We start from the raw sequence: 23,470 nt of genomic DNA on the forward strand, positions 1-23,470 counted from the left end.
TCCTCGGAGCCGACAGAGCGATGCACGGGGCAGAGGTGCTGTCGGCACGACAGGTTCGAGCGAGGCACGAGGACAAGCGTCCGACGGACGAGCGGAGGAACAGGGATGGGGAGCGAGCGATCGAGGCACCACCGGACCGGCGGTGCGCGACAAGTCCTGTCGCGGCAGGCTCGGCGGGCCTGGGCGACCACCGCCGCCGTCCTGCTCGCGCTGCCGCTGGCTCTCGTTCCCACGATCCCGGCGGCTGCCGCCGACTGGGGCATCAGCAAGCAGGAGATCTCGACCGGGCCCTACGTCCCGGGCCAGGACGTCCAGTGGATCATCACCGTCTCCTGCTCGGATCCCAACTCGGACCCGTGCACCGACGCGGTGCTCACCGACCCGTTGCCCGACGGCCTCGAGCTCGTCTCCGCGTCGATCCAGAGCGGTCCGGCCGGCGGTCAGATCGTGGCCGACACGGACACCGACACGGTCACGTACACCAACCCCCAGGTCTCCAACGGCGCACAGGCGCAGATCCTCGTCACGGCCCGGGTGTCCCCAGACCTGCCGTACAGCGCTGACGGCGTGCCGATCACCAACACCGCGACCGTCATGGCCGACAACGCGGGGCAGCAGCAGGCCTCCGACGCGATCACCCCGGTCGTGCCACTCGTGCTCGCCTCGACGACGACCAAGTCGATCGACCCGCCGGGGGCGCTCGCGGCCCCGGGGACCACCGCGACCATGACGATCGGCGCGACCAACACCTCGAACGACCCGGTCGACACCCTGGTCCTCCAGGACCCCGTCGACCCCACGGCCAGCCCGAACCCGTTCACGTACCTCGAGTACACGGGGACGGGCGCGGTCGAGCTCCCTCCGAACGCCGACACCGTGACCACGCAGTACTGGGACGGCGACTCGTGGGAGACGTTCGACGACTCGGTCGACCCCGCGACCGTGCAGGGCGTGCGCTACACGTTCAGCGGCGACATCCAGCCTGGTGCGACCGCGAGCGTGCCCGTGCAGGTGCAGCAGAGGGACTCGGTCGACGACCTCACGGACGCCACCACGATCACCAACGACGCGTCGTCGTACGTCACGCACACGGGCGGGCCGTCCACCGCCACCACGGCGAGCGACACGTACGTCATCACCCCGCCGGACAACAGCGTCACGGCGTCCAAGAGCTTCTCGCCGACGACCGTGTCCGCGGGCGACCCGACGACCGTCACGATCGGGGCCACCAGCACGGGGACCGCCGTCGACTCCCTGACGATCACCGAGCCCGCCCCCGGGACCGACAACCCGTTCGAGGGCGACGACCCCTTGACCTTCACCGGGTTCGGCCCGACGGGGGACGGCACGGGCGTGCAGTGGCCCTCGGGCGCGAACGGCGCGACCGTGACGTTCACGTGCGTCGACGGCTCGACCCCCGAGGTCGACGCGACCGCCCCGAACACGCTCCCGAACCCCCCGGACGGGTGCGTCGTGGTCGGCTTCACCGTGGTCTTCACGGGCGACCTGCCGACCGGGGCCGCCGCCTCGATCCCGTTCACGGCCGACACGGACCCCGACCAGACGACCGACGACGTCACGCACACCAACACCATCGAGGCCACGGTGCCGAGCGCCGACCCGGCCACGGCCCCCGCAGACCTCGTGACCCTGGTCGACCGGTTGGCGACGAGCACGGACAAGCTCATGTCGCCGTCGACGATCCCCGCTGTCCCCGGGCAGTCCGTGATCGTGCAGCTCCCGACCCAGCTCCTGCCGTTCGGACCGGACGGGTCGACGGCGAACGCAGACCAGGTCGTCGTCCAGGACCCGGTCGACCCGGCGAACCCCGGTGAGTTCTGGTCGAACTTCACCGCGACCGCGGTGCGCACGACAGACGTGCCCGCCGGCTCGACCCTGACGGTCAACTACTGGAACGGCAGCGCCTGGGTGCCCGCGCCGGCGTGCGGGCCGTACACCGGCCCGGCGACCGTGAGCTGCGAGCTTCCCGCAGGCGCCCAGGGCGTCCAGTTCGTCTACGACTCGACCGGCGACGGCTTCCCGCCCGGCACGCAGTTCCAGCCCAACTTCACGGCCGACTACACGGGCCCGGCCGACCGTGACACCCCGATCGAGAACTGCGGCGCGTCGAGCGCGTCGTCGGGCACGGTGGCCCCGACCCCGCCCGCGCAGGGCTGCGCCTCGGTCGACCCCTTCCCCGTGGACGGGCCGGGTGCGCTCGAGTTCGTCACCAAGGACTTCCTCGGCGGCACCCCGCCCAGCGTGCTCGCCCGCTCGGACGACCAGGTCACGGCGCAGATCACCTGGTCGACCAACGGCTTCTCGGGCGTCGACCCGATGGTGATCTCGGACATCGCCGACCCGCAGAGCACCCCGATCGCGGGCTCGTTCTACGACGCGTTCGACCTCGTGCGGGTCGAGGCGATCGACACCGCGACCGACCCGCTGATCTCCTACGACCAGGTGACGGGCGTCGAGCTCTTCATCGGGGGTACATGGGTTCCCGCGAGCGGCGACCCGTGCCCGTGCGTGGGGTCGTTCCCGGGGTACACCCTGTCTCCCGAGGAGCAGGCGTCGGCGACGTCGGTGCGCCTGACCTACGAGGAGTCGCCCGACCGCACCACGACCGGGGACCCGACCGCTCCGCAGCCCGGTGACGGCGTGGCGCGATCGACGCTCGCGGACGGTCGTCACCTCGACCTGACCTTCCAGGTGCGGGACGACAAGCGCTCCGACCCGAGCGCCCCGGTGCTGGGCTCGACCCACGGCACGCTCTACAACTCGACGGACCCCGGGATCGTCCTGGACACCGTGCGCGCCACGGGGACGTTCGACACGAACCAGTACACGGACACCGACACGGCCGACGTGCTGATCATCGACCAGCCCCTCAACGTGACCGTCGCCAAGGACTGGACCGGCGGTCCCATCTCGGTGCCGCCGTCGGACACCCCGGCGCAGTTCTACCCGACGACCGACGTGACCATCGCGGGGACCAACGCCTCGGCCGCGAAGGTGAGCCAGCTCCGGCTGGTCGAGCCGGGCATCGCGACCTCGGGCGACGTGCAGACGGCGCCCGGGACCAAGCCGTTCGACGCGTTCACCCTGCGGGCGATCACCCTGGAGCCCCCGGAGGGCGCGGAGACGACGACCGTCACGCTCACCTACCTGGGGGGCTCGACCGCGAGCTTCACCGAGGCAGAGGCGGAGGGGCTCGGCACGGGCGACCTGGCCGACGTCGTCGGCGTCGTGACGTCGTTCGACGGCCTCGTGGCGCCCGGCGCGACCGGCAGCATGGACCTCACGCTGCAGCTGCGCGAGAACGACCGCTACACCCAGGCGCCCGTCACGGTCGCCGGGTACAGCCCGGTGCCGGACGGGGCGGTCGCGACGATCGCCGACCCGGGCGGTACCGACCAGGACGTCCGGCTCGCGTACGACGACGCGAGCATGGTCCTGCAGGACGCGGGGATCGCGCTCGACGTCGGCAAGACCTTCGACCCGACGCAGATCGTCGAGCCGGGCACCGGCCCGGTGACGATGACACTCAGCGGACAGCCCCTCGGGCCGTCGCGCGCGGTCGAGATGGTCCTCGTCGACGACGACCCCCGGTTCTGGAACCAGTACGACTTCGACGCGTTCGCGGGCGCCGCGCTCACAGCGCCCATCCAGCAGGTGCGCGTCGACGCCTTCACCGGGGGCGAGTTCGCGACGGGACCCGGTGGCGTCGTGGTGAACGGCGGCTCCTGGGTCCTGGGCGACGAGGTCGCCACGTTCGCGCTGCCCGACGGCGTGTCCCCGGCCGACGTGCAGGGCCTGCGGTTCACGTTCAGCCGGACCGACGGGTCGATCTGGGAGAACCCCGCCAACCCGACGCAGACCGTCCCGATCTCGGTCGAACGTCGGGACCAGATGCGCACGGGCGGGCCGGTCCTGACGGACCTCGCGGCCAACGTGCCGGCCCCGGGCGAGAGCGCCCCGGGCGTCGCGACCAACACCGTGGACGGCACCGTGACGGGGGCGGACCTCGTCGTCGACCCGGGGTCCGGCGACCTGGTCGCGGTCTCGGCGACCGACGACGAGTCGGCGCAGCTCGTCTACGCGCACGCGACCAACGGAGTGCAGGTCGTCAAGGCCTTCGACGGCGTCGTGACCGGTGGCACCCAGGCGCCCGACGCGACGTTCCCGATGACCATCGCCGTGACGAACACGGGCAACCGGGCGATCGGCGAGCTCGTGGTCGACGACGCCCCGATGCCGACCGACGCGCAGGGGGCGCAGCTCCGGCTGGCCGACGTGGACGATCCCTACTCCTACCGGCTGACCGGTCCGCCGCCGGCCCCAGCGGAAGGAGACCCCCTCCCCACCGACCCCGACGAGGTGACGGTCACCCAGACCGGTGACCTCCTCGGGCTCCGGTTCGCCTTCCCCGAGGGGACGGTGCTCGGGGTCGGTCAGACCTACACGATCACCGTCCTGGTGCAGTTCCGTGTGGGGCTCGCCCCGCAGACCCTGGTGACGAACACCGCGGGCGCGACGGCAGACCGCCCGTGGGACCAGTGCCAGACCCGGCTCGACGAGCAGACGGGCGCGTGCGAGGCGGACTCCGACGTGACGCCGATCCCCGCAGGCGTCCTCGCGCAGTCCAAGCTCGTCCGTGCGACGAACGACGACGCGCTCGACGTCATCGTGGACCCGGCGTACACCGGGCCACCGGTCGAGTGCACACCCTTGCCGACGGGGCTCTACGCCTACCCGTGCACGCCGGTGATCGCACCGGGGCACGAGCAGACGTGGCACGTACGCATCGACAACGTCGGCAACCTGCCGATGAGCAAGATCGTGACCTACGACCGGCTCCCCGCGGTGGGGGACACCGGGTCCTCCTCGTCGACGTCGCCGCGCGGGTCGCAGTGGACGCCCATCCTCACGAACGACCCACCGCCCCAGCTCGTCAACGCTCCGGAAGGCAGCACCGCGTCGTTCTACTACACGACGGCCGTGGACTACTGCATGGACGATCTCACGGACCCGCTGGCCGAGCCGGTCTGCCCGACGGACGACCCGGCGACGGGCTGGGTCCTGCTGACGGGGACCGAGGACGCGGCGCTGCTCGCGACGGTCACGGCGCTGAAGTTCGTCATCACCTTCCCTGAAGCCGACCCCTTCCAGCCAGGGGAGTACATCGCGATCGAGGGCACGACACTGACCCCGGCCCTTGCGCCCGAGGCCGGCGACCGGTCGATCGCGTGGAACTCCGCCGCGGCCTCCGCCGTCGTCGTGACGCCGCAGGGCAGCCTCAACCTGCTGCCCACCGAGGGCACCAAGGTCGGTGTGGCCACGGCGACCGGGTCGCTCGAGGTGATCAAGCGGGTCGCCGGAGCAGGAGCGGCGAACGCCCCGGCTACGTTCGACCTGTTCGTCCAGTGCACGTCGGCACCGGGCACGCCGGTGGAGACGGTGCTGGACCCGATCCCGATCACGGTGGCTCGTGACACGCCGTTCACCGTGTCGAACTTGCCGTACGGGGCCGAGTGCACCCTCACCGAGGACGGCTCCAACGGCCAGACCGAGCTGATCGTCGACACCGTGACGATCGGCGAGTCGCCGGACGTCACCACGATCACCGCGCTCAACCGCTACGACCTCGCAAGCATCGAGGTGTCCAAGGACGTCGTGACGGACGCGGAGGACCAGGACGGTCAGGCGGTGCCGTTCGGTCCGTTCGAGGTCACCGTCGACTGCAGCTTCCTCGGCGAGCCGGTCTACGCGACCGGTTACGGACCCGACGACCCCATGGTCGTCGAGATCGAGGACGGCCAGACGGTCGAGCTCGACGGGCTGCCCGTGGGGGCCGTCTGCACGGTCGAGGAGACCGGGACGGGCAACGCCTCGTCCGTCACCATCACGGTGACGCAGCAGGCGAGCCCGCCCGTGACCACGCCCGGAGCGTCCACGACGCTCACGCTCGGCGCCGACACCGACGCGGGGGAGAGCACCAACGACGTCGTGCTCACCAACACCTACGACGTCGGCGGGCTCGACCTCCTCAAGGTCGTCGACGGCCAGGGCGCGCCCACCTACGGGGCCGGGCCGTTCACCCTCGCGGTGCGCTGCACGTTCGACGACGACGGCACGGGGCCGGGCGCCCCGCGCGTCGTCTACGACGACACGGTCGTGCTCGGCGCGGGGGCGCCGCTCGAGAGACAGATCGAGAACCTGCCTGCGGGTGCGGTGTGCGAGGTGACGGAGCCCGACGACGGCGGCGCGACGTCGACGTCGATCGACCCCAGCCCGGTGACCGTGGACGCAGGAGCGACCGTGACGGTCACGGCGACCAACACGTTCGACGTCGGCGCCGTCATGGTGGACAAGGTCGTCGACGGCGAGGGCGCCGAGCTCTACGGCGCAGGCCCGTTCACCGTGACTCTCGTGTGCAGCGCCGACGGCGAGCCGCTGGCCGTCCCCGGCGGTCCGACGCGCGCAATCGTGCCGGGGACGCCGGTCGTCTACGACGACCTGCCCGTCGGTGCGGCCTGCAAGGTCACAGAGACCGAGGACGGCGGTGCGTCCGCGTCGACCATGACCGTCACGGTCGGCGGCGGCGAGCCCGTCGAGACCGACGGTCCGTCGGTCGACGTCGTCGTGACGCCCGTCGACGCCCAGGGGGTGCCCACCACGGTGGGAGTCGTCGCGACGAACACCTTCGACCTCGGTGCGCTCGTGGTCGACAAGGTCGTCGGCGGCGAGGGGGCCGCGCTCTACGGGGCCGGTCCGTTCGAGGTGTCGCTCACGTGCACCTTCGAGGGGCAGGCGATCGAGATCCCCGACGGTGCCGCGCGCGAGCTCGTGCCCGGCGACCCCGTGACGTACGACGGCCTGCCCGTCGGTGCGCTGTGCGAGGTCACCGAGACGGCGACGGGCGGCGCGACCGTCTCGACGCTCTCCTCCGTCGGAGAGGGTGAGCCGGGCTCGGTCGTCGTCCCGGCGGACGAGGACGGAGGCGTCACCGTGACCAACACGTTCGACGTCGGCGAGGTCCGGGTCGTCAAGACGCTCTCCGGCGCCGACGCGGCCGAGCACCAGGGGGACGTCTTCACCGTCTCGCTCACGTGCACCCGGGACGTCGACGGCGTCCCCGTCGACGTCGAGATCCCCGGCGGTCCGACGCGCACCCTCTCGGCGTCCGACGACTGGGTCGCGGTGTACGAGGACCTGCCCCAGGGAGCCGCTTGCGTCGTGACCGAGACGGACGCGGGCAGCGCGGACACGGTCCAGATCGTCGTCGACGGCGAGAGCGCGCTCACGGACCCGGCGGCGGCCGTCCCGGAGTCGGTCGAGTTCGCCCTTCCCGTGGGACCCGACGTCTGTGAACCTGTCGAGGTCGTCAACACGTGGTCGCCGACGAGCGGTGGCACGGCGGGCGGCATGGGTGGCGGGATGGTGGTCGGCGGCGCCTTGACGACGGCCCTCTCGCCCGCCGAGGTGGCGGTCGCGGCGGGCTGCGACGGTTCGGCCACCGACGGTGCGCTGTCCGCGACCGGTATCGACCTGGCCCGGGCCGGAGCCTTGGTCGCGATCCTGCTCGTGCTCGGTACGACCGCTCTGGTCGTGGCGCGTCGCCGCGAGGCGTAGCCCGCGGGCCGAGTCGTCGGGCCCGGCTCGCGTGCCACCTCGTCGCGCAGAAACAGCACGGCACCCCGACCGCCACGAGGGCGGCCGGGGTGCCGGCGCATCGGTTCAGCAGCTCAGCGCGGGTGCGGTGAGCGGGACCGATCAGAGGTCGTAGTAGAGCTCGAACTCGTGCGGGTGCGGGCGCAGACGGATCGGGTCCACCTCGTGCTCGCGCTTGTAGGCGATCCACGTCTCGATGAGGTCGGGCGTGAAGACATCCCCGACGGTCAGGAAGTCGTGGTCGGCCTCGAGGGCGTCGAGAGCCTCCTCGAGCGACGCGGGCACCTGCTGGATCGCGGCGTGCTCCTCGGGGGGCAGCTCGTACAGGTCCTTGTCGACCGGCTCCGGCGGCTCGATACGGTTCTTGATGCCGTCGATGCCCGCGAGCAGCTGCGCCGCGAACGCCAGGTAGGGGTTGGCCGTCGGGTCCGGGACGCGGAACTCGACGCGCTTCGCCTTGGGGTTGTTGCCCGTCACGGGGATACGGATGCACGCGGAGCGGTTGCGCGCCGAGTAGACCAGGTTGACGGGGGCCTCGTAGCCGGGCACCAGGCGACGGTAGGAGTTGACCGACGGGTTGGTGAACGCGAGCAGCGCGGGCGCGTGCTTGAGGAGGCCGCCGATGTACCAGCGAGCGAGGTCGGACAGGCCGCCGTAGCCCTTCTCGTCGTAGAAGAGGGGCTCGCCGTCCTTCCAGAGCGACTGGTGCGAGTGCATGCCCGAGCCGTTGTCACCGAAGATCGGCTTCGGCATGAAGGTCGCGGACTTGCCGGCCTCCCAGGCGACGTTCTTGATGACGTACTTGAACTTCATCAGGTCGTCGGCCGCTGCGGTGAGCGTCGAGAAGCGGTAGTTGATCTCCTGCTGGCCGGCGGTGCCCACCTCGTGGTGCGCGCGCTCGACGTCCAGGCCGACCTGGTCGAGGACTGCGCACATCTCGTCGCGCAGGTCGGCCATCTGGTCGTTGGGGGAGACGGGGAAGTAGCCACCCTTGTAGCGGGTCTTGTAGCCGAGGTTGCCACCCTCCTCGACGCGGCCGGTGTTCCAGGCCGCTTCCTTGGAGTCGAGGTGGTAGTACGACTCGTTCTGGCTCGTCTTGAACCGGACGTCGTCGAAGATGTAGAACTCGGCCTCGGGGGCGAAGAAGGCGGTGTCGGCGATGCCGGTGCTGCGCAGGTACGCCTCGGCCTTGAAGGCCACGTTGCGCGGGTCGCGGGAGTACGCCTCGTCGGTGAAGGGGTCCACGATCGAGAAGTTCACGATGAGCGTCTTGCGCTTGCGGAACGGGTCGATGTAGGCGGTCGTGACGTCAGGGATGAGCTTCATGTCCGACTCGTGGATCGCCTGGAAGCCGCGGATCGAGGACCCGTCGAACATCATGCCGTCCGTGAAGGCGGACTCGGCGAACTGCGAGATCGGGATGTTGAAGTGCTGCATGACGCCCGGCAGGTCGCAGAACCGGACGTCGACGAACTCGACGCCCTCGTTCCGGGTGAAGGCGATTGCCTCCTCCGCGTTCTTGAACATCCGTAACTCCTTGGTAGTGGGTCCTCTGGCCGTACCTCCAGTGGCGCCTCGAACCTAGGCCCCGGGAGTTTCCCCACCGTGTACCGAATGTTTCGTCCGTGTTACACAGCGTCCTGCCGTGTGACATCGGCGCGACGATGCGTGGTGGGGGACCCCGAACCAGGACAAGCCGGTCAGGCGCCGGAACCTCGCTCGCCGACACGTAGGCTGGGGCCGTGGTGTCGCGTGAAGATGTGGGTTCCTGGCTCGAGGGTACGCCGACCGGTGGGGAGGACGGCCGAGGCGGCCGCCTCGGCCTGCCGCCCGACGGTCCCGGCTCGATGGCGACGGTCGGGCGCAGGGTCGTCGCACTGTGCATCGACTGGCTGCTGAGCATGCTCATCAGCTACCTGGTGTTCGACGCGAACTCGATGGCGACGCTCGGTGTGTTCGCGGTCGAGAACCTGCTCCTGGTGAGCACGCTCGGCTACACGGTCGGGCACCGGGTCCTGGGCCTGCAGGTGAGGGTCCTGGGCGGCGAGGGGCGCATGGTCGGTCTGTGGCGCGGGTTCGTCCGCACGGTCCTGCTGTGCCTGGTCGTCCCGGCCGTGGTGTGGGACGGCGACGGGCGCGGCATGCACGACAAGGCCGCGGGCACGGTCATCGTCCGGGCCTGACCAGGCCCGTCTCCCGGCCTCCAGGGCGCCACGTGCGCCGCCGGTCCCGGTCCACGGCTCCGTGGCCCGACGCCGTCACGACCCCTGGCGTACCCGCTCGCCCTGGTCCCCGCTCGTCGCGGGCGCACGCCACACGAGCGTGTACCGCCAGTAGAGGCGCCGTCGCAGGCGTGCCCCCGGCAGGATCTCGCGAGCCGCCGCGCGCAGCTCGGCGTGGCTCGTGGTGACCTCGGCGATCGGTGCCCCGTGCTCCCACTCGCCGCGACGCCGTCGGGCGATCCCGGCTGCGGGGATCGCGGCCGCGCTGACCGCGTGGTCCGACGCCGTGCGGGGCCGGGTGAGGCCCACGACCGCGAGCGTGCCTCCCGGCGCGACCAGCGCGCGCAACCTCCGCAGCCCCCCGTGGAGCGGGAGGTGGTGCAGGGTCGCGACCGTCGTGACGAGGTCGAACGGCTCGGCGAGGCCGGGCAGCGGGGCGAGGACGTCGCCCGCGACGTAGTCGAGCCCGGTCGCCTGGGGCGGACCGCCCGACGCTGCGCGCGCACGCTCGACCTGGTCCTGGTCGAGGTCGAGGCCCAGGACACGTCCCGCACCGGCCGCCTTCAGGCGACGGGTCAGGAGCCCCTCACCGCACCCGACGTCCAGGGCCGTGCGCGTCCCGGGGCCGACGAGCCGCGTGAGGTCGGGGTGGTAGTGGGTGCTGTGGTTCCAGTACGGGTCGCTCACGGTGCTCCTCCGGCGTCGTCGGCGCAGGGTGTCGGTGATGGTCCGGGAACGCGGACAGCCCGCCGACAGACGGGCTGTCGACGGGCTGCCGGTATGCGGTGCGCGCAGGTTCAGCGCCCGCGCATGCCCTTGCGGTCGGGGCGAGCGCGCGTGGGGTCGATCCCCTTGGGGATGGGGAGCTTGGCGCCACCCAGCGCGCGCAGGCGCTTGCTGACCTCCGCGACCTCCGGCTTGGTGAGCGTCGGGCGCAGCTTCTGGACCTGGCGCGCGAGCTTCTTGAGCGGCACCTGGTCCTCGCCGTTGCCGCACTGGATCGTGGTGACCGGGACGTTCGGCAGCACGCGCGTGATGCGACGCTTCTCGGCGTCGAGCAGCTTGCTCACACGGTGCGAGGGGCCCTCGCCGACGAGGACCACGCCGGCGCGGCCGATGCCACGGAAGACGAGGTCCTGCTGGGGGTTCAGGGCGACGGGCTCGTCGTCGAACGTCCAGCCGCGGCGGATCGTGCCGAGCGCGGCGCGGGCCGCGCCGGGCTGGCCGTCGATGCGGCTGTAGGCAGCCGTCTCGGCGCGGCGGGTCAGGACGAACAGCGAGCCGAGGAACGCGAACGGCAGACCCACGATGAGCGTGTAGACCCAGGGGCCCCACGCCAGCCCGATCCCGATCGCGACGGCGAGGATGCCGACGAACACGGCGAGCATGATCCACGTGACCGCCGGGTCCTCGGTGCGCGTCATCTTGTACGCGTCCCAGACCTGGTGATACCAGCGCTGCTTCTTCTGCTTCTTCGGCTTGGTGCCGTCGACCCCGGTCGAGGGGTCGGTGCTCTTGTTGCGGGCCATGGTGCCTCAGTCTAGTGGTGGCGGAGAGTGCTCCGGTGAAGGGGCGAGGACGGCGGCGAGCCGGACCCCGCCCCACGATTCTCTCGCACGACGGCGGGAGGACGGGAGCGGGGACCGGCCCGGCGACGAGCGGTGTCGAACGTTCCTGCGGGGATCAGCGGGCCAGCAGGCTCGCTGCCTCCTGACGGGAGGTGCGCGGCTCGGCCAGGTGGGCGAGCGCGGCGGGGATCTCCATGCCGCGACGCTTCATCGCCTGGCCCCACAACCGGCCCGCGCGGTACGACGACCGCACGAGCGGACCGGACATGACGCCGAGGAAGCCGATGCGCTCGGCCTCGTCGGAGAGCTCGACGAACTCCTCGGGCTTGACCCAGCGTGCGACCGGGTGGTGGCGCAGCGACGGGCGCAGGTACTGCGTGATGGTGATGAGGTCGCAGCCCGCGTCGTGGAGGTCCTGCAGGGCCTCCTTGGCCTCGTCGATCGTCTCGCCCATGCCGAGGATGATGTTCGACTTGGTCACGAGGCCGGCCTCGCGGGCCCGCGTGATGACGGACAGCGAGCGGTCGTACCGGAAGCCCGGGCGGATCTCCTTGAAGATGCGCGGCACGGTCTCCACGTTGTGCGCGAGCACCTCGGGGCGGGACTCGTTGACCGCGTCGAGCAGCTCGGGGATCGCGTTGAAGTCCGGGATGAGCAGCTCGACGCCCGTGCCGGGGTTGAGCGCGTGGATCTGGCGGACGGTCTCCGCGTAGAGCCACGCGCCGCCGTCGGCCAGGTCGTCGCGGGCCACGCCCGTGATGGTCGAGTAGCGCAGACCCATGGCCTGGACCGACTCGGCGACGCGGCGCGGCTCGTCCGCGTCGAAGTCGGCGGGCTTGCCCGTGTCGATCTGGCAGAAGTCGCAGCGACGCGTGCACTGGTCACCGCCGATGAGGAACGTGGCCTCGCGGTCCTCCCAGCACTCGAAGATGTTGGGGCAGCCCGCCTCCTCGCAGACCGTGTGCAGGCCCTCCTTGCGCACGAGGCCCTTGAGCTCGGTGTACTCGGGTCCCATGGTCGCCCGGGTCTTGATCCACTCGGGCTTCTTCTCGATGGGTGTCGCAGCGTTGCGGGCCTCGACCCGCAGCATGCGCCGCCCTTCAGGTGCGATCGTCACGCGGTCTCTCCCAGTCCGTGGTGGGCGGTGGCCCCCTGGAGTCGTGCCCGGTATCGGGTGAAAGTCAGCGTACGCCAGGAGCCGCGGAGGGTGCCGGAGCGTCCACCGGTGCCGGACGTGACCTGAGCGACAGTCCTGTGACCACGAGCAGCGCGGCGGCGATCGCGGGCAGCGCGAACGCGGCCGCGGTCCCGACCCCCTCGGCGACCTGGCCGCCGACGCTCGCGCCGACGGCCACACCGACGACGTTCGCGCTCGCGAGCATCGTCATGGCGGCCCCGCTGCGGCTCGTGGGGCTCAGGTCTCCGCCGACCGTGAAGATCGTGACCATGACGGGGCCCACGAACAGGCCGAGGAGCGCGAGCGCGCCGATGAGGGTGCCGAGGGACCCGCTGCCGCCTGCGACGAACGTCAGGACGGCCGCGACCGTCAGGCCCGACGCGAAGGCCACCCAGCGCGAGCGTGCACCGAAGCGGGCCGGAAGCGCCACGACGGCCAGGGCCGTGATCGCCGAACCGAAGCCCAGCACGGCGTAGACGAGGCCCGCCTGCGACTCGGACCCCGCGTCGCGCATGAACGACGTGACGGCCGTCTGGGTGCTGCCGAAGAGCATGCCCATGGCGAGCATGCCGAGCACGGGCACCAGGACCCGGCGCAGGAGCCCTGCGAACGAGCCGTGGGCGTCCTGCCCGGCGGCGGCCGAGGCCTCCGGGGACGGCTTGGGGGCGCCGGGGGTCGCGGTGGGGTGCAGCGCGAACGCCAGGCCGAACACCGCGCACACGCCCGCGGCGAAGAGCATCGCCGCCTGGGGCGACCAGACGCTCGCGAGGATGCCCACGAGCGCCGGGCCGAGCACGAACCCGATCTCGTCGGCCGTGGACTCGTATCCCATCGCGGCGAGCAGGGTCCGGGGGCGGTGCTGGGTCATGGCGATCCAGCGCACGCGCGCGAGCGGTCCGACCTGCGGGGCGAACGCTCCCACGAGCGCGGCGGTTCCGAGGATGACGGCCGAGGAGGCCCCGGCGCTCGCGGCCTGGACGAGCCCCAGGACGGCCAGGACGTTGAGGGGCACGACGACGAGCAGCACCGTGCGCTGCCCGATGCGGTCCGCGAGGGTCCCCTGGGTGGGGCCACCGAGCGCCGTCCCGACGGCGGCGGCCGCGCTCGCGAGCCCGCCGAGCGCGAGCGACCCCGTGGTCGTGCTGACCAGCAGCAGCGTGCCGATCGTGATCATCGAGAACGGGAGCCGCGCCAGGAAGGCGATGGGGAGGAAGGCCTTGCCGGCCAGGCGAGGCAGCTCGCCGTACGTGGCGAGGGTCCCGCGCCGGGGCTCGACGTCGTCAGGAGCCGGAGCAGGGGAGCCGAGGGTGCCGGTCGCGGCAGGCTCGACGTCGCGCCGAGCGGGCGCGAGGGGGCTGGGAGTGCGGGTCATGAGGGTCCTTCAGGGGTCAACCGATCCGCGCACCGACCCACCCGTACTCCGGTTGCGCAAGGATTCCCTTGAGGTGAGGCCCATTCTAGCGGCGAACGCCTCAGAAGGGGAGAGGAGCCGCCTCGTGCTCCGCGAGCAGCGGCGCCAGGTGCGTGCGCAGTGCCGCGACGAGCAGCGGGGAGACCTCGTCGAGCGTGACCTGGCGGCCGGTCTCGAGCGAGAGCGAGGTGACGTCGGCGTCGGCGATGCCGCACGGCACGATCCGGGAGAACTCTCCGAGGTCCGGGCAGCAGTTGAGCGCGAGCCCGTGCATGGTCACGCCGCGTGCGACGCGTACCCCGATCGCGCACACCTTGCGCTCTCGCCGGGTCGGGGTCGCGGCGAGCCACACGCCGCTGCGCCCCTCGACCCGGAAGGTCTCGACGCCCAGGCTCGTGCACACGTCCATGACCGCGCCCTCGAGGGCGCGCACGTAGGCGACCACGTCGACGGGCTCGGCGAGACGGACGATCGGGTAGGCCACGAGCTGGCCCGGACCGTGCCAGGTGATCTTCCCGCCGCGGTCGACGTCGACCACGGGCGTGCCGTCGTCGGGCCGCTCCGCCCTGTTGGTGCGCCGGCCCGCGGTGTAGACGCTCGGGTGCTCCACGAGGATCACGGTGTCCGGCGCGATGCCGTCCACGACCTCCTGGTGGACCTGGCGCTGCAGGTCCCAGGCGTCCTGATAGTCGGTCAGACCGGGCCCCTCGGTGCGGAAGTGCATGCGGTCAGGCTAGTCCTCGCCCGGGCGCGGGTGGGCCTCGACCATGGTGATGAGGATCTCACGCAGCGTGGCGATCTGGTCGTCGCTCAGGCCGCGGGTGCTGAGCTCCTCGGCAGGCCGGGGGCTCGCGGCCGCGAGCGCGGCCTGCCGTCCCGGCGGGGTGATGGCCACGGCCCGTCGTCGGCGGTCGGACGGGTCGTCCTCGCGCGTGATGTACCCGGACCGCTCGAGGCGTGCCAGGACGCGGCTCATGGTCTGCTCGGTGATGTGCGACTCGGCCGCGAGCTGACGCTGGGTCCGTGGGCCGGCGAGGAGGTGCAGCAGGACGGGCATCGAGGCGTGGTTGAGGTCCCAGCCGTCGAGGTGATGGTTCCACTCACGCTCGATCCGCCGGGTCACCGCCGACAGGAGCCGGCCGGTCGGCCAGTCCTTCGGTTCCCTGCTCACGGGGTTGGCGTCCACTTGCTTCTGAGACCTCCGTCGTCAATAGTACTCAGCATGCTGAGTAATCGCTGGAGTGGTGTGCTCCGAGGCCTGGTCATTGTCGCAGTACTCGGTGTCTGGCTGGCCATCGGCGCGATCGGGGGGCAGGCGCAGGGCAAGCTCAGCACGGTCCAGACCAACGACTCCGCGGCCTTCCTGCCCTCGAGCGCCGAGTCGACCCGAGCCGCCGAGAAGGCGCAGGCGTTCGTGTCCGACGAGAGCCTGCCCGCGCTCGTCGTCGCGGTGCCGACCGCCGGGGGAGCGGTCACGCCCGAGCAGCTCCAGCTCCTCCAGGACGTCGCTGCGGACCTGCCCGGCCTGCCCCTGCCCGGCGCCGGACCCGACGACCCCCAGACCGTCGGGGACGCGCTCACGGGGGAACCCGTCGTCGTGCCCTCGCAGGACGGGGAGGCGGCCATGATCGTCGCCTCGCTCGACGCGTCGCAGGCCTCGAACCTCATGGCCGACGACGAGCGCGTCAACAACGTCGTGGTGGCCGAGGTGCGCGCCGAGCTCGAGACCGCCCTCGCCGACTCGGGCCTGCAGGCCTGGGTCACCGGGCCCGCCGGGTTCGTCGCCGACCTGGTCAACGCGTTCGGCGGGATCGACACGGTCCTCCTGCTCGTCGCGCTCGGTGCCGTGCTCATCATCCTCGCGATCGTCTACCGCTCGCCGATCCTGCCCTTCATCGTGATCCTCACCGCGGTCTTCGCGCTGTGCCTCGCCGGCCTGGTCGTCTACCTCCTGGCCGACGCCGGCGTCCTGACGCTCAACGGCCAGGCGCAGGGCATCCTGTCGATCCTCGTCGTCGGCGCCGCGGTCGACTACTCGCTGCTCGTCGTGGCCCGCTACCGCGAGGAGCTGCGCATCGTGCAGAGTCCGTACACCGCGGTCCGCCGGGCCCTGCGCGCCTCGATCGAACCCGTCGCGGCCTCGGCCGGGACCGTCATCGCGGGCTTGCTGTGCCTGCTGCTGTCCGACCTCGGGTCCAACCGGAGCCTCGGCCCCGTCGGGGCGATCGGCATCGCGGCAGCCTTCCTGGCCGCACTGACGCTCCTGCCTGCGATGCTCGTGCTCGGTGGCAGGCGTTCGCGCGGGATCTTCTGGCCGCAGAAGCCCACCTACGACCCCGCCGCAGCGGACGAGGGCGCGACCCCCGCGCCCGTGGCCGCGGACCCGAGCACGCAGGTCGCCGGCGAGGGCGCGCGCGACCTCGCGCTCGCCGCGAGCCACGACGTCGAGGTGCACGTCGCGGGGCACGGGATCTGGTCCCGCGTCGCGAGCTTCGTGGGGCGCCGCGACCGGGCGGTGTGGATCGTCACGGCACTCGTGCTCGCGGGGTGCGCGGCGTTCGTCCCCACGTTCCAGGCCGAGGGCACGAGCGACTCCGACGTCTTCCTCACCCAGGTCGACTCGGTCGACGGGGAGCAGGCGCTCGAGGAGCACTTCGGGGGAGTGGGCGTCCAGCCCGCGATCGTGATCGCCCCCCAGGAGGACCTCGACGCCGTGCTGCAGGCCGCGACCGCGACGGACGGCGTCGCGTCGGCCGCCGCGGTGACCGAGGCCGGCACGGGCGGGGCGCCGGGAGCCCCCGCGCAGGGCCCGCCCCTCGTGGTCGACGGTGACGTCCGCGTCGACGTCGTGACCGAGGACCCGAGCGACACCAACGCCGCGACCCAGACCGTCGCCGCGCTGCGCGACGCGGTGCACGAGGTCTCGCCCGAGGCTCTCGTGGGCGGGGCGAGCGCCGAGCGGCTCGACACCCAGATCGCGGGCGACCACGACCTGCGGGTCATCGTCCCGGTCGTGCTCGTCGTGATCCTCCTGATCCTGATGCTGCTCCTGCGCTCGATCCTCGCGCCCGTCCTGCTCATGGCGGCCAACGTGCTCTCGTTCGGAGCGGCCCTGGGCGTCGCGGCCCTGGTGTTCAACCACGTGCTCGACTTCCCCGGCGCCGACCCCACCGTCCCGCTCTACGCGTTCTGCTTCCTCGTCGCGCTGGGCGTCGACTACTCGATCTTCCTCATGACGAGAGTCCGGGAGGAGTCCGGGATCATCGGCACGCGCCGCGGAACTCTGCGGGCGCTCGCCGTCACGGGCTCGGTCATCACGTCGGCGGGCGTCGTCCTGGCCGCGACCTTCGCTGCGCTCGGGGTGATCCCGCTGCTCTTCCTGGCCCAGCTCGCGTTCATCGTCGCGTTCGGTGTCCTGGTGGACACCCTGATCGTCAGGAGCCTGCTCGTCCCGGCCCTCGTGCACGACGTCGGACGCGTCGTGTGGTGGCCGGGCTCGCTCCGCCGCGCCGCGCCCTGAGCCGCGGGCCCGGACGGGCCGCCTCGCGTCAGGCGGCTCGCCCGGGACCCGCTCGGGGGACGTGGGCGGTGCCTGGGGCGTCGAGCGGGACGTCGACCGGGCGCCCGGCGGCGGCGCGCCCAGAGGAGCGCGACGGGCCGCGCGATCCGAGGGCTCAGGAGGCGACGGGCAGGGGCTCCGACGGGCAGCCGTCCAGGACCGTGGCCATGGCGTCGTGCTCGGCGGGGGTCACCCACAGGTCGTAGGTCACCTTGACCGCGATCTGGCGGGCGACGTACGTGCAGCGGAACGCGTTGTTGGGCGGCAGCCAGGCCGATGCGTCGCGTGCCCCCTTCGACTGGTTCGCCGAGCCGTCCGACGCGAGCAGGTTGAGCGGGTCGTTCGCGAAGCGCAGGCGCGTCTGCGCGTCCCACGACTGTGCGCCCTTGCGCCAGGCGTCCATGAGCGGGATCACGTGGTCGATCTGGACCGCCGCACTGGTCTTGTTGCCGCGCACGAAGCTGATGACCTCGCCCGTGTAGGGGTCGTCGAACGTGCCCGTCCGGATCTCGCACGCCTTGTCGCGCGTCGAGTACGTGAGATCGGTGAGGTCGCGCGCGAGGATGTCGTTGCGCGTGTCGCACCCGTTGCCGTCCACGTCCGCCCAGGCCGAGCCGAAGTTCTCGCGCTCGTACCCGGTCGAGGCCGCGGGTCCCTTGACGTCGAGCGTCGCGAGGGCCGCGAGCGCGGTCCCCGAAGCGGGCGCCTCGTGGGCCTCGATCGTCTGCTGGTTCACGGCGTTGGCGATGACGACGCCCAGCGCCAGGGCGATGAGGGTGATGCGTACGGCGCGGCGCAGGCGCGCGCTCTTCTGACTCTTCTGGCTCTTCGAGCTCTTGGTGCTCAACGGACGACCTTCCCGAACTCGGGCACATGCCGAGAACGACAGTTCCAGGAGGATTCGGTACATTCTGCCAGTCTTCGGGAGTGCTCCGGGACGGCCGCTAGATTGGTCGCCATGAGCGGAAGCAGCACGCAGGAACAGGTCGCGCGCGTCGGGCTGGTCGGGTACGGCGGCGCGGGCCGAGGCATCCACGCCCGCCTCGCGCGCGAGGCGGGGCTCCAGGTCACCGCGGTGGTCGCGCGCGACCCGGGACGTCGCGCCGAGGCCGAGCAGGACTGGCCGGGGGTGCATCTGCACGACGACCTCGCCGGCCTGCTGGCGGACCGGGGCACCTGCGACGTGGTGGTCGTCGCGAGCCCGTCGGCGCTCCACGCCGAGCACGCCGCGCAGGTCTCCGCAGCGGGCGTCCCGTTCGTGCTCGACAAGCCCATCGCGCTCGACGGCACGCAGGCGGCCGAGGTGGTCGCGGTCGCAGCGGCTGCGGGGACTCCCTTCACGGTCTTCCAGAACCGTCGGTGGGACCCCGAGCAGCTCACGCTCGAGGCCGTCCTGGCGTCGGGCGAGCTCGGCGAGGTGCACACGTTCGAGCGCCGGTGGGAGCGGTGGCGACCCGTGCCGCAGCAACGCTGGAAGGAGAACGACCCCGTCGGGGGCGGGCTCCTGCTCGACCTCGGCCCGCACCTCGTGGACTCCGCGACCCAGCTCTTCGGACCCGTCCGCTCGGTCTATGCCGAGCTGCGCGCCCTGACGACCCCGACCGAGGACGACGTCTTCCTGACCCTCCACCACGAGGGCCACCAGGGGCGGGAGGTCGTCAGCCGGCTCTGGGCGGCCTCGGTCGTGGGGGCACCCGGCCCGCGCACGCGCGTCCTCGGCACCGCGGGCGCGTACGTCGTGACCACGTTCGAGAACGACGCCTCCCCGTTCGAGGTCTTCGACGACGCGGCTCCCGAGGGCACGGAGGGGTGGATCACCCGCGGACGCGAGAGGACGCCCGTGCCGCGCGCCCCCGGGGGGCACGCCGACTTCTACCGCGCGGTGGCCGCGTGGCTCGCGGGCGGGCCGGCACCCGTCGACCCGGCCGACTCCGTGCGGACGGCACACGTGCTGGACGTCGCGCGCGAGAGCGCGCGCAGCGGGCGCCGTCTCGACGTCTGAGCCCGAGGCCGGCGCACACGCCCGGCCTGTGGACAAGCCGGGACGGCCGCTCCGCCCTGGTGGGATGGGGACATGTCGAGTGCACGCCCCGTCCGCGAGTCACGGCCTCGGCGACCGGGGAGGTGGAACGAACCGGACGGACCGGTGCTCCCTCCTGCCTTCGCTGAACAGCTCGTGAGCCGCGGCTGGAGGATCGTCGACCGAGAGACGTCGCGCGAAGCGCCGGGGGGCGGCGCCGGCGGTCAGGGGTGGGTCGTCGTCGACCGCGCCGGGCACCAGGACGACCTGACGCTCGTGCCCGTGCCCGCCGAGCACCGCGAGCGCGCGCTGGTCGTCGAGCGCCTCGGCGTGCTGCGGGCGCTCGACCACGAGCACCTCGCCGCGATCGACGAGATCGTCGAGGGGGACCCGGGGCACCTCGGGATACTGACCCGACGTCCCCACGGGACCGGGCTGGATCTTCTCCTGAGGTGCCGTGGCCCCTTGAGCGCCGGCGAGGCGGCGACGCTCCTTGTCCCGCTCGCGCAGGCGCTCGCCGCGCTCCACCAGGCGGGCCAGACGTACGGCGCGCTCGGGCGCAGGGACGTGACGGTCGGTCCCGACGGCCGTGCGGTGCTGCGCGCACCGCTCGTCGCCTCGACCGCGAGCCCCGCGGAGGACGTCCGGGCGCTCGCCGCGCTCGTCACGGGGCTCGTGCCGCCCCCGGCGACGCTCCACCCGGGCGTTCGCGGCGCCGTCGGGCCGGGGGAAGGGAACGACGAGGCGGCGCTCGCCGCGCTGCACGCCGAGCTCGCCGCCGCCCAGCGCGCCGACCCCCGCGGGCGCCCAGAGGCCGGGACCTTCGCGGCGCTCTGCTACGAGGCCGCCCCGCCTCTTCCGCTCGTCCTCCCGGACCCTGCGCGCCTCGCGGCCGCGGCCATCGCGGAACGTTCGGGCCCCCGAGGACCGGCTGCGGGCCGAGCGGTCGTCGGGGAGGCTTCCGGCCTTCCGCCGCGGGACGAGGCCGGGGCCGGCGGTGCCGTCGTCCGTCCGGCGCGTGTCCGCGACGGCGGAGCGCTCGTGCCGGCCACCCGTGCCGAGACGCGAGCGAGAGCCCCCGAGCGGCCCCGTCGCGGTGGTGAAACTGCCGGTCGGGCCGTTCCGACCGCGCGTCGATCCGACGGCCGCAGCGGCCGCCGGGGAGGCGGTGGCCGGTCGCGCGGGCCGCGCCATCCCGCCCTCGTCGTTGCGCTCGTGCTCACGGTCTGCGCGGCACTCGCGGGAGGGGGCCTGGCTCTGCGGTCCTGGGCCGGGGACACGTCCGGCGCCCGGGACCCTGCGCTCGCCGGACCCCGCACGGGCGGCCAGGACGCGTCGGGCGACGACCCCACGCGTCACCACGACGACCCGCTCGCCGCGGCGGTCGAGCTCACCGAGCGCAGGGTCGAGCTGCTGGCGGGAGACCGAGCTCTCGCCGAGGTCGTGGTGCCGGGCTCACCCGCGGAGCAGGCCGACGCCGAGCTGCTCGAGCGCATCGCCGACACGGGAGTCGTCGTCGAGGGCGCCCGAGCGGAGGTCCTGGACGCCCGGAACATCGCCACCGGCGGGCTGGACGCGGTGAGCGCGGACGCTGGCAGCCCGGACCAGGCGAGCGTCGAGGTGACCTACGTCGTGGGCGCCCACACGCAGCGCGCCGCGGACGGCACGGTGATCGAGGTCCCCGCTGAGGAGCCCGAGGTCGCGGTGCTCACGCTGCGCTGGACCGACGGCGCGTGGCGGGTCGGGGAGGTCGGGTGAGGGCGCTCAGCCGCTCGTGACCCATCGGGCGGCCGACTCCAGGTCGTCGTGCTCGAACGTGAAGCCGCTCGCCTCCAGGACGCGCGGCAGGGCGCGCTGAGACCCCAGGACGTCGGACGCGAACTCGCCCAGGACCACCTTGAGCGCCACGGACGGCACGGGCAGCGCCGCGGGTCGGTGCAGCGCCTGGGCGAGCGCGCGCGTGACCTCGGCGTTCGTCGCCGGGGCGGGTCCCGTGAGGTTCACGGGACCGTGCACGTCGGCGTCGAGCAGGTGCAGCACCGCCGACACGTGGTCGCGCAGCGTGATCCAGCTCCAGTACTGGGTGCCGCTCCCGAGCCTCCCCCCGACGCCGAGCCGCAGCAGGGGCAGCATGCGCGCGAGGGCGCCGCCGTCGGGCGAGAGCACGATCCCCGTGCGCAGGTGCGCCACACGCACCCCCGCGTCCTGCGCGGGCGCCGTGGCAGCCTCCCACTCGGTGACGACGCGCGCGAGGAACGTCGTGCCCGGGCCCGAGGTCTCGGTCAGGACCTCTGCACCCCGGTCCCCGTAGTAGCCCACCGCGGTGCCCTGCAGGAGCACGGGCGGGGGAGCGTCGAGGTGCGCGAGCGTACGCGCGAGCAGTCCTGCGGTCCTGGTCCGGGACTCGAGGATGGTGCGCTTGTACTCGGTCGTCCACCGATGGTCGCCGACCCCCGCGCCCGCGAAGTTGACCACGGCGTCCGCGCCCTCGAGCGCGTGCGGGTCCAGCGCGTCCTCGTCGGGGTCCCAGAAGACCTCGTGCGCGGCCTGGGGAGGACGGCGCACCAGGCGGCGCACGGTGTCCCCGCGCTCGCGCAGACGTTCGAGCAGCTCGGTCCCGATCAGACCGTGCGAGCCGGCCACGACGATGTCCATGCGACCACGGTACGGCCCGCGCGGCCTGCCTGCGCCGCTCAGGCCACGCGTCGTCCGGCGTGTCCGGTGCCTGAGGTCCCCGAGCACGACGGCGGCCCCCCGACCCGTGAGGGTCGAGGGGCCGCCGTCGTGGTGGGCTCAGCGAGCTCCGAGGGTCAGAGACCGACCTCGGACTCGAAGGCGCCCTCCTCGATGCGGTTCTTGATCGCACCCAGGAAGCGGGCTGCATCCGCGCCGTCGACCAGGCGGTGGTCGTAGGACAGGAAGATGTAGCTCATCGAACGGATCGCGATCGACTCGTTGCCGTCTGCGTCGGTCACGACGACCGGACGCTTGACGATCGTGCCCGTGCCCAGGATCGCGACCTGGCCGCCGGGGACGATGGGCGTGTCGATCAGCGCGCCACCGGAACCGGTGTTCGTGATCGTGAACGTCGCGCCGCCCAGCTCGTCCGGCCCGATCTTGTTGATGCGGGTGCGCCCGGCGAGGTCGGCGATCTTGCGGGCGATCCCGGCGAGGTTGAGGTCACCGGCGTCCTTGATGACCGGCACGACCAGGCCGCGCTCGGTGTCGACCGCGATGCCGACGTTCTCCTGCGGGTGGTAGACGACCGAGTCGCCGTCGATGCTCGCGTTGATCTTCGGGTAGGCCTTGAGGGCCTCGACCGCGGCGAGCGTGAAGAACGGCAGGAACGTGAGGTTGGCGCCCTCGCGAGCCTTGAAGTCGTTCTTGGCCTTGGCGCGCAGCTTGGCGACCTTGGTCACGTCGACCTCGACCACCGTGGTGAGCTGGGCCTGGGTCTGCAGGGCCTCGACCATGCGCGTCGCGACGAGCTTGCGCAGGCGCGACATCTTCTCGGTGGTCCCGCGCAGCGGCGAGACGGCCGGGACGCTGGGGGCCTTGGGCGCAGTGCCCGACGGCGCAGCAGCGGCAGGTGCAGGAGTCGCCTTGGCAGCCTCCGCCTTGGCGGCCGCCTCGAGGACGTCCTCCTTGCGGATGCGGCCACCGACGCCCGTGCCCGTGAGGGACGCGACGTCGACACCCTTCTCCGCGGCGAGCTTGCGCACGAGCGGGGTCAGGTAGGAGCCACCGGTCGCGCCCGAGGTGGCACGCGAGGCCGGGGCCGCCGGAGCGGCCCCGGCCTCGCGTGCCACCTCGGGCGCGACCGGTGGCTCCTACCTGAC

The 23,470-nt window shown here is 72.6% G+C and carries 14 protein-coding genes and 1 pseudogene; 5 read left to right on the forward strand and 10 right to left on the reverse strand.

Annotated features, from left to right (window positions below):
* Positions 1–105 precede the first annotated feature (105 nt).
* Complete coding sequence (locus OERS_RS21540; protein ID WP_068625905.1) at positions 106–7,635, forward strand: DUF5979 domain-containing protein; 7,530 nt, start codon at positions 106–108, stop codon at positions 7,633–7,635.
* A gap of 141 nt (positions 7,636–7,776) precedes the next feature.
* Here the strand turns inward: OERS_RS21540 and glnA are convergent, their stop codons facing one another.
* Entirely contained in the window at positions 7,777–9,201 is a 1,425-nt protein-coding gene (gene glnA / locus OERS_RS11780) for a type I glutamate--ammonia ligase (protein ID WP_056651160.1), read from the reverse strand.
* A gap of 215 nt (positions 9,202–9,416) precedes the next feature.
* Here glnA and OERS_RS11785 point away from each other — a divergent pair, with 215 nt between their 5' ends.
* The gene (locus OERS_RS11785) at positions 9,417–9,857 is read left to right on the forward strand and encodes an RDD family protein (RefSeq protein ID WP_056763483.1); all 441 of its coding nucleotides are present in this window, start codon (positions 9,417–9,419) and stop codon (positions 9,855–9,857) included.
* Between the two features lie 75 nt (positions 9,858–9,932).
* Here the strand turns inward: OERS_RS11785 and OERS_RS11790 are convergent, their stop codons facing one another.
* The 6 genes from OERS_RS11790 to OERS_RS11815 form a co-directional block, all read right to left on the reverse strand.
* Positions 9,933–10,583: a class I SAM-dependent methyltransferase gene (locus OERS_RS11790; RefSeq protein ID WP_068625906.1), complete on the reverse strand. Its 651-nt coding sequence runs from the start codon at positions 10,581–10,583 to the stop codon at positions 9,933–9,935.
* Between the two features lie 110 nt (positions 10,584–10,693).
* Complete coding sequence (locus OERS_RS11795) at positions 10,694–11,425, reverse strand: DUF4191 domain-containing protein (protein ID WP_068625907.1); 732 nt, start codon at positions 11,423–11,425, stop codon at positions 10,694–10,696.
* Between the two features lie 154 nt (positions 11,426–11,579).
* Positions 11,580–12,581 carry a lipoyl synthase gene (lipA, locus tag OERS_RS11800; RefSeq protein ID WP_056651175.1) on the reverse strand — a complete coding sequence of 334 codons (1,002 nt, stop codon included), beginning with the start codon at positions 12,579–12,581 and terminating at the stop codon, positions 11,580–11,582.
* A 64-nt stretch (positions 12,582–12,645) separates the two neighbouring features.
* The gene (locus OERS_RS11805; protein ID WP_056651179.1) at positions 12,646–14,013 is read right to left on the reverse strand and encodes an MFS transporter; all 1,368 of its coding nucleotides are present in this window, start codon (positions 14,011–14,013) and stop codon (positions 12,646–12,648) included.
* A 100-nt stretch (positions 14,014–14,113) separates the two neighbouring features.
* The gene (lipB, locus tag OERS_RS11810) at positions 14,114–14,776 is read right to left on the reverse strand and encodes a lipoyl(octanoyl) transferase LipB (RefSeq protein ID WP_056763492.1); all 663 of its coding nucleotides are present in this window, start codon (positions 14,774–14,776) and stop codon (positions 14,114–14,116) included.
* A gap of 9 nt (positions 14,777–14,785) precedes the next feature.
* Positions 14,786–15,223 (reverse strand): MarR family winged helix-turn-helix transcriptional regulator, encoded by a 438-nt coding sequence (locus OERS_RS11815; protein ID WP_231907770.1) that lies wholly within the window; start codon positions 15,221–15,223, stop codon positions 14,786–14,788.
* 51 nt (positions 15,224–15,274) lie between these two features.
* Between OERS_RS11815 and OERS_RS11820 the strand changes: the two genes are divergently transcribed.
* Complete coding sequence (locus tag OERS_RS11820; protein ID WP_068625908.1) at positions 15,275–17,572, forward strand: MMPL family transporter; 2,298 nt, start codon at positions 15,275–15,277, stop codon at positions 17,570–17,572.
* 154 nt (positions 17,573–17,726) lie between these two features.
* On the opposite strand, the gene OERS_RS11825 is transcribed toward OERS_RS11820, so the two are convergent.
* Positions 17,727–18,458, reverse strand: a complete 732-nt coding sequence (locus OERS_RS11825; protein WP_068625909.1) for an HNH endonuclease family protein — start codon at positions 18,456–18,458, stop codon at positions 17,727–17,729.
* Positions 18,459–18,569: 111 nt separating this feature from the next.
* On the opposite strand from OERS_RS11825, the gene OERS_RS11830 reads away from it, so the two are divergent.
* Entirely contained in the window at positions 18,570–19,613 is a 1,044-nt protein-coding gene (locus OERS_RS11830) for a Gfo/Idh/MocA family protein (RefSeq protein WP_068625910.1), read from the forward strand.
* Positions 19,614–19,757: 144 nt separating this feature from the next.
* On the forward strand, positions 19,758–21,389 hold the full coding sequence (locus OERS_RS11835) for a hypothetical protein (RefSeq protein ID WP_068625911.1): 1,632 nt from the start codon (positions 19,758–19,760) through the stop codon (positions 21,387–21,389).
* A gap of 6 nt (positions 21,390–21,395) precedes the next feature.
* Here the strand turns inward: OERS_RS11835 and OERS_RS11840 are convergent, their stop codons facing one another.
* Positions 21,396–22,286, reverse strand: coding sequence for a TIGR01777 family oxidoreductase (locus tag OERS_RS11840; RefSeq protein ID WP_068625912.1), 891 nt, complete (start codon positions 22,284–22,286; stop codon positions 21,396–21,398).
* Between the two features lie 155 nt (positions 22,287–22,441).
* Positions 22,442–23,449, reverse strand: a pseudogene (gene sucB, locus OERS_RS11845) (2-oxoglutarate dehydrogenase, E2 component, dihydrolipoamide succinyltransferase); the annotation flags it as partial.
* Between the last annotated feature and the right edge of the window lie 21 nt (positions 23,450–23,470).

It is taken from the genome of Oerskovia enterophila, from assembly GCF_001692445.1.
Classification (GTDB): Bacteria; Actinomycetota; Actinomycetes; order Actinomycetales; family Cellulomonadaceae; genus Oerskovia; species Oerskovia enterophila.

Bases quoted from the DNA above. Each gene is read 5' to 3' on its own strand.
- OERS_RS21540 (WP_068625905.1), top strand. From the start codon at position 106: ATGGGGAGCGAGCGATCGAGGCACCACCGGACCGGCGGTGCGCGACAA.
- glnA (WP_056651160.1), bottom strand. From the start codon at position 9,201: ATGTTCAAGAACGCGGAGGAGGCAATCGCCTTCACCCGGAACGAGGGC.
- OERS_RS11795 (WP_068625907.1), bottom strand. From the start codon at position 11,425: ATGGCCCGCAACAAGAGCACCGACCCCTCGACCGGGGTCGACGGCACC.
- OERS_RS11805 (WP_056651179.1), bottom strand. From the start codon at position 14,013: ATGACCCGCACTCCCAGCCCCCTCGCGCCCGCTCGGCGCGACGTCGAG.
- lipB (WP_056763492.1), bottom strand. From the start codon at position 14,776: ATGCACTTCCGCACCGAGGGGCCCGGTCTGACCGACTATCAGGACGCC.
- OERS_RS11820 (WP_068625908.1), top strand. From the start codon at position 15,275: ATGCTGAGTAATCGCTGGAGTGGTGTGCTCCGAGGCCTGGTCATTGTC.
- OERS_RS11830 (WP_068625910.1), top strand. From the start codon at position 18,570: ATGAGCGGAAGCAGCACGCAGGAACAGGTCGCGCGCGTCGGGCTGGTC.
- OERS_RS11840 (WP_068625912.1), bottom strand. From the start codon at position 22,286: ATGGACATCGTCGTGGCCGGCTCGCACGGTCTGATCGGGACCGAGCTG.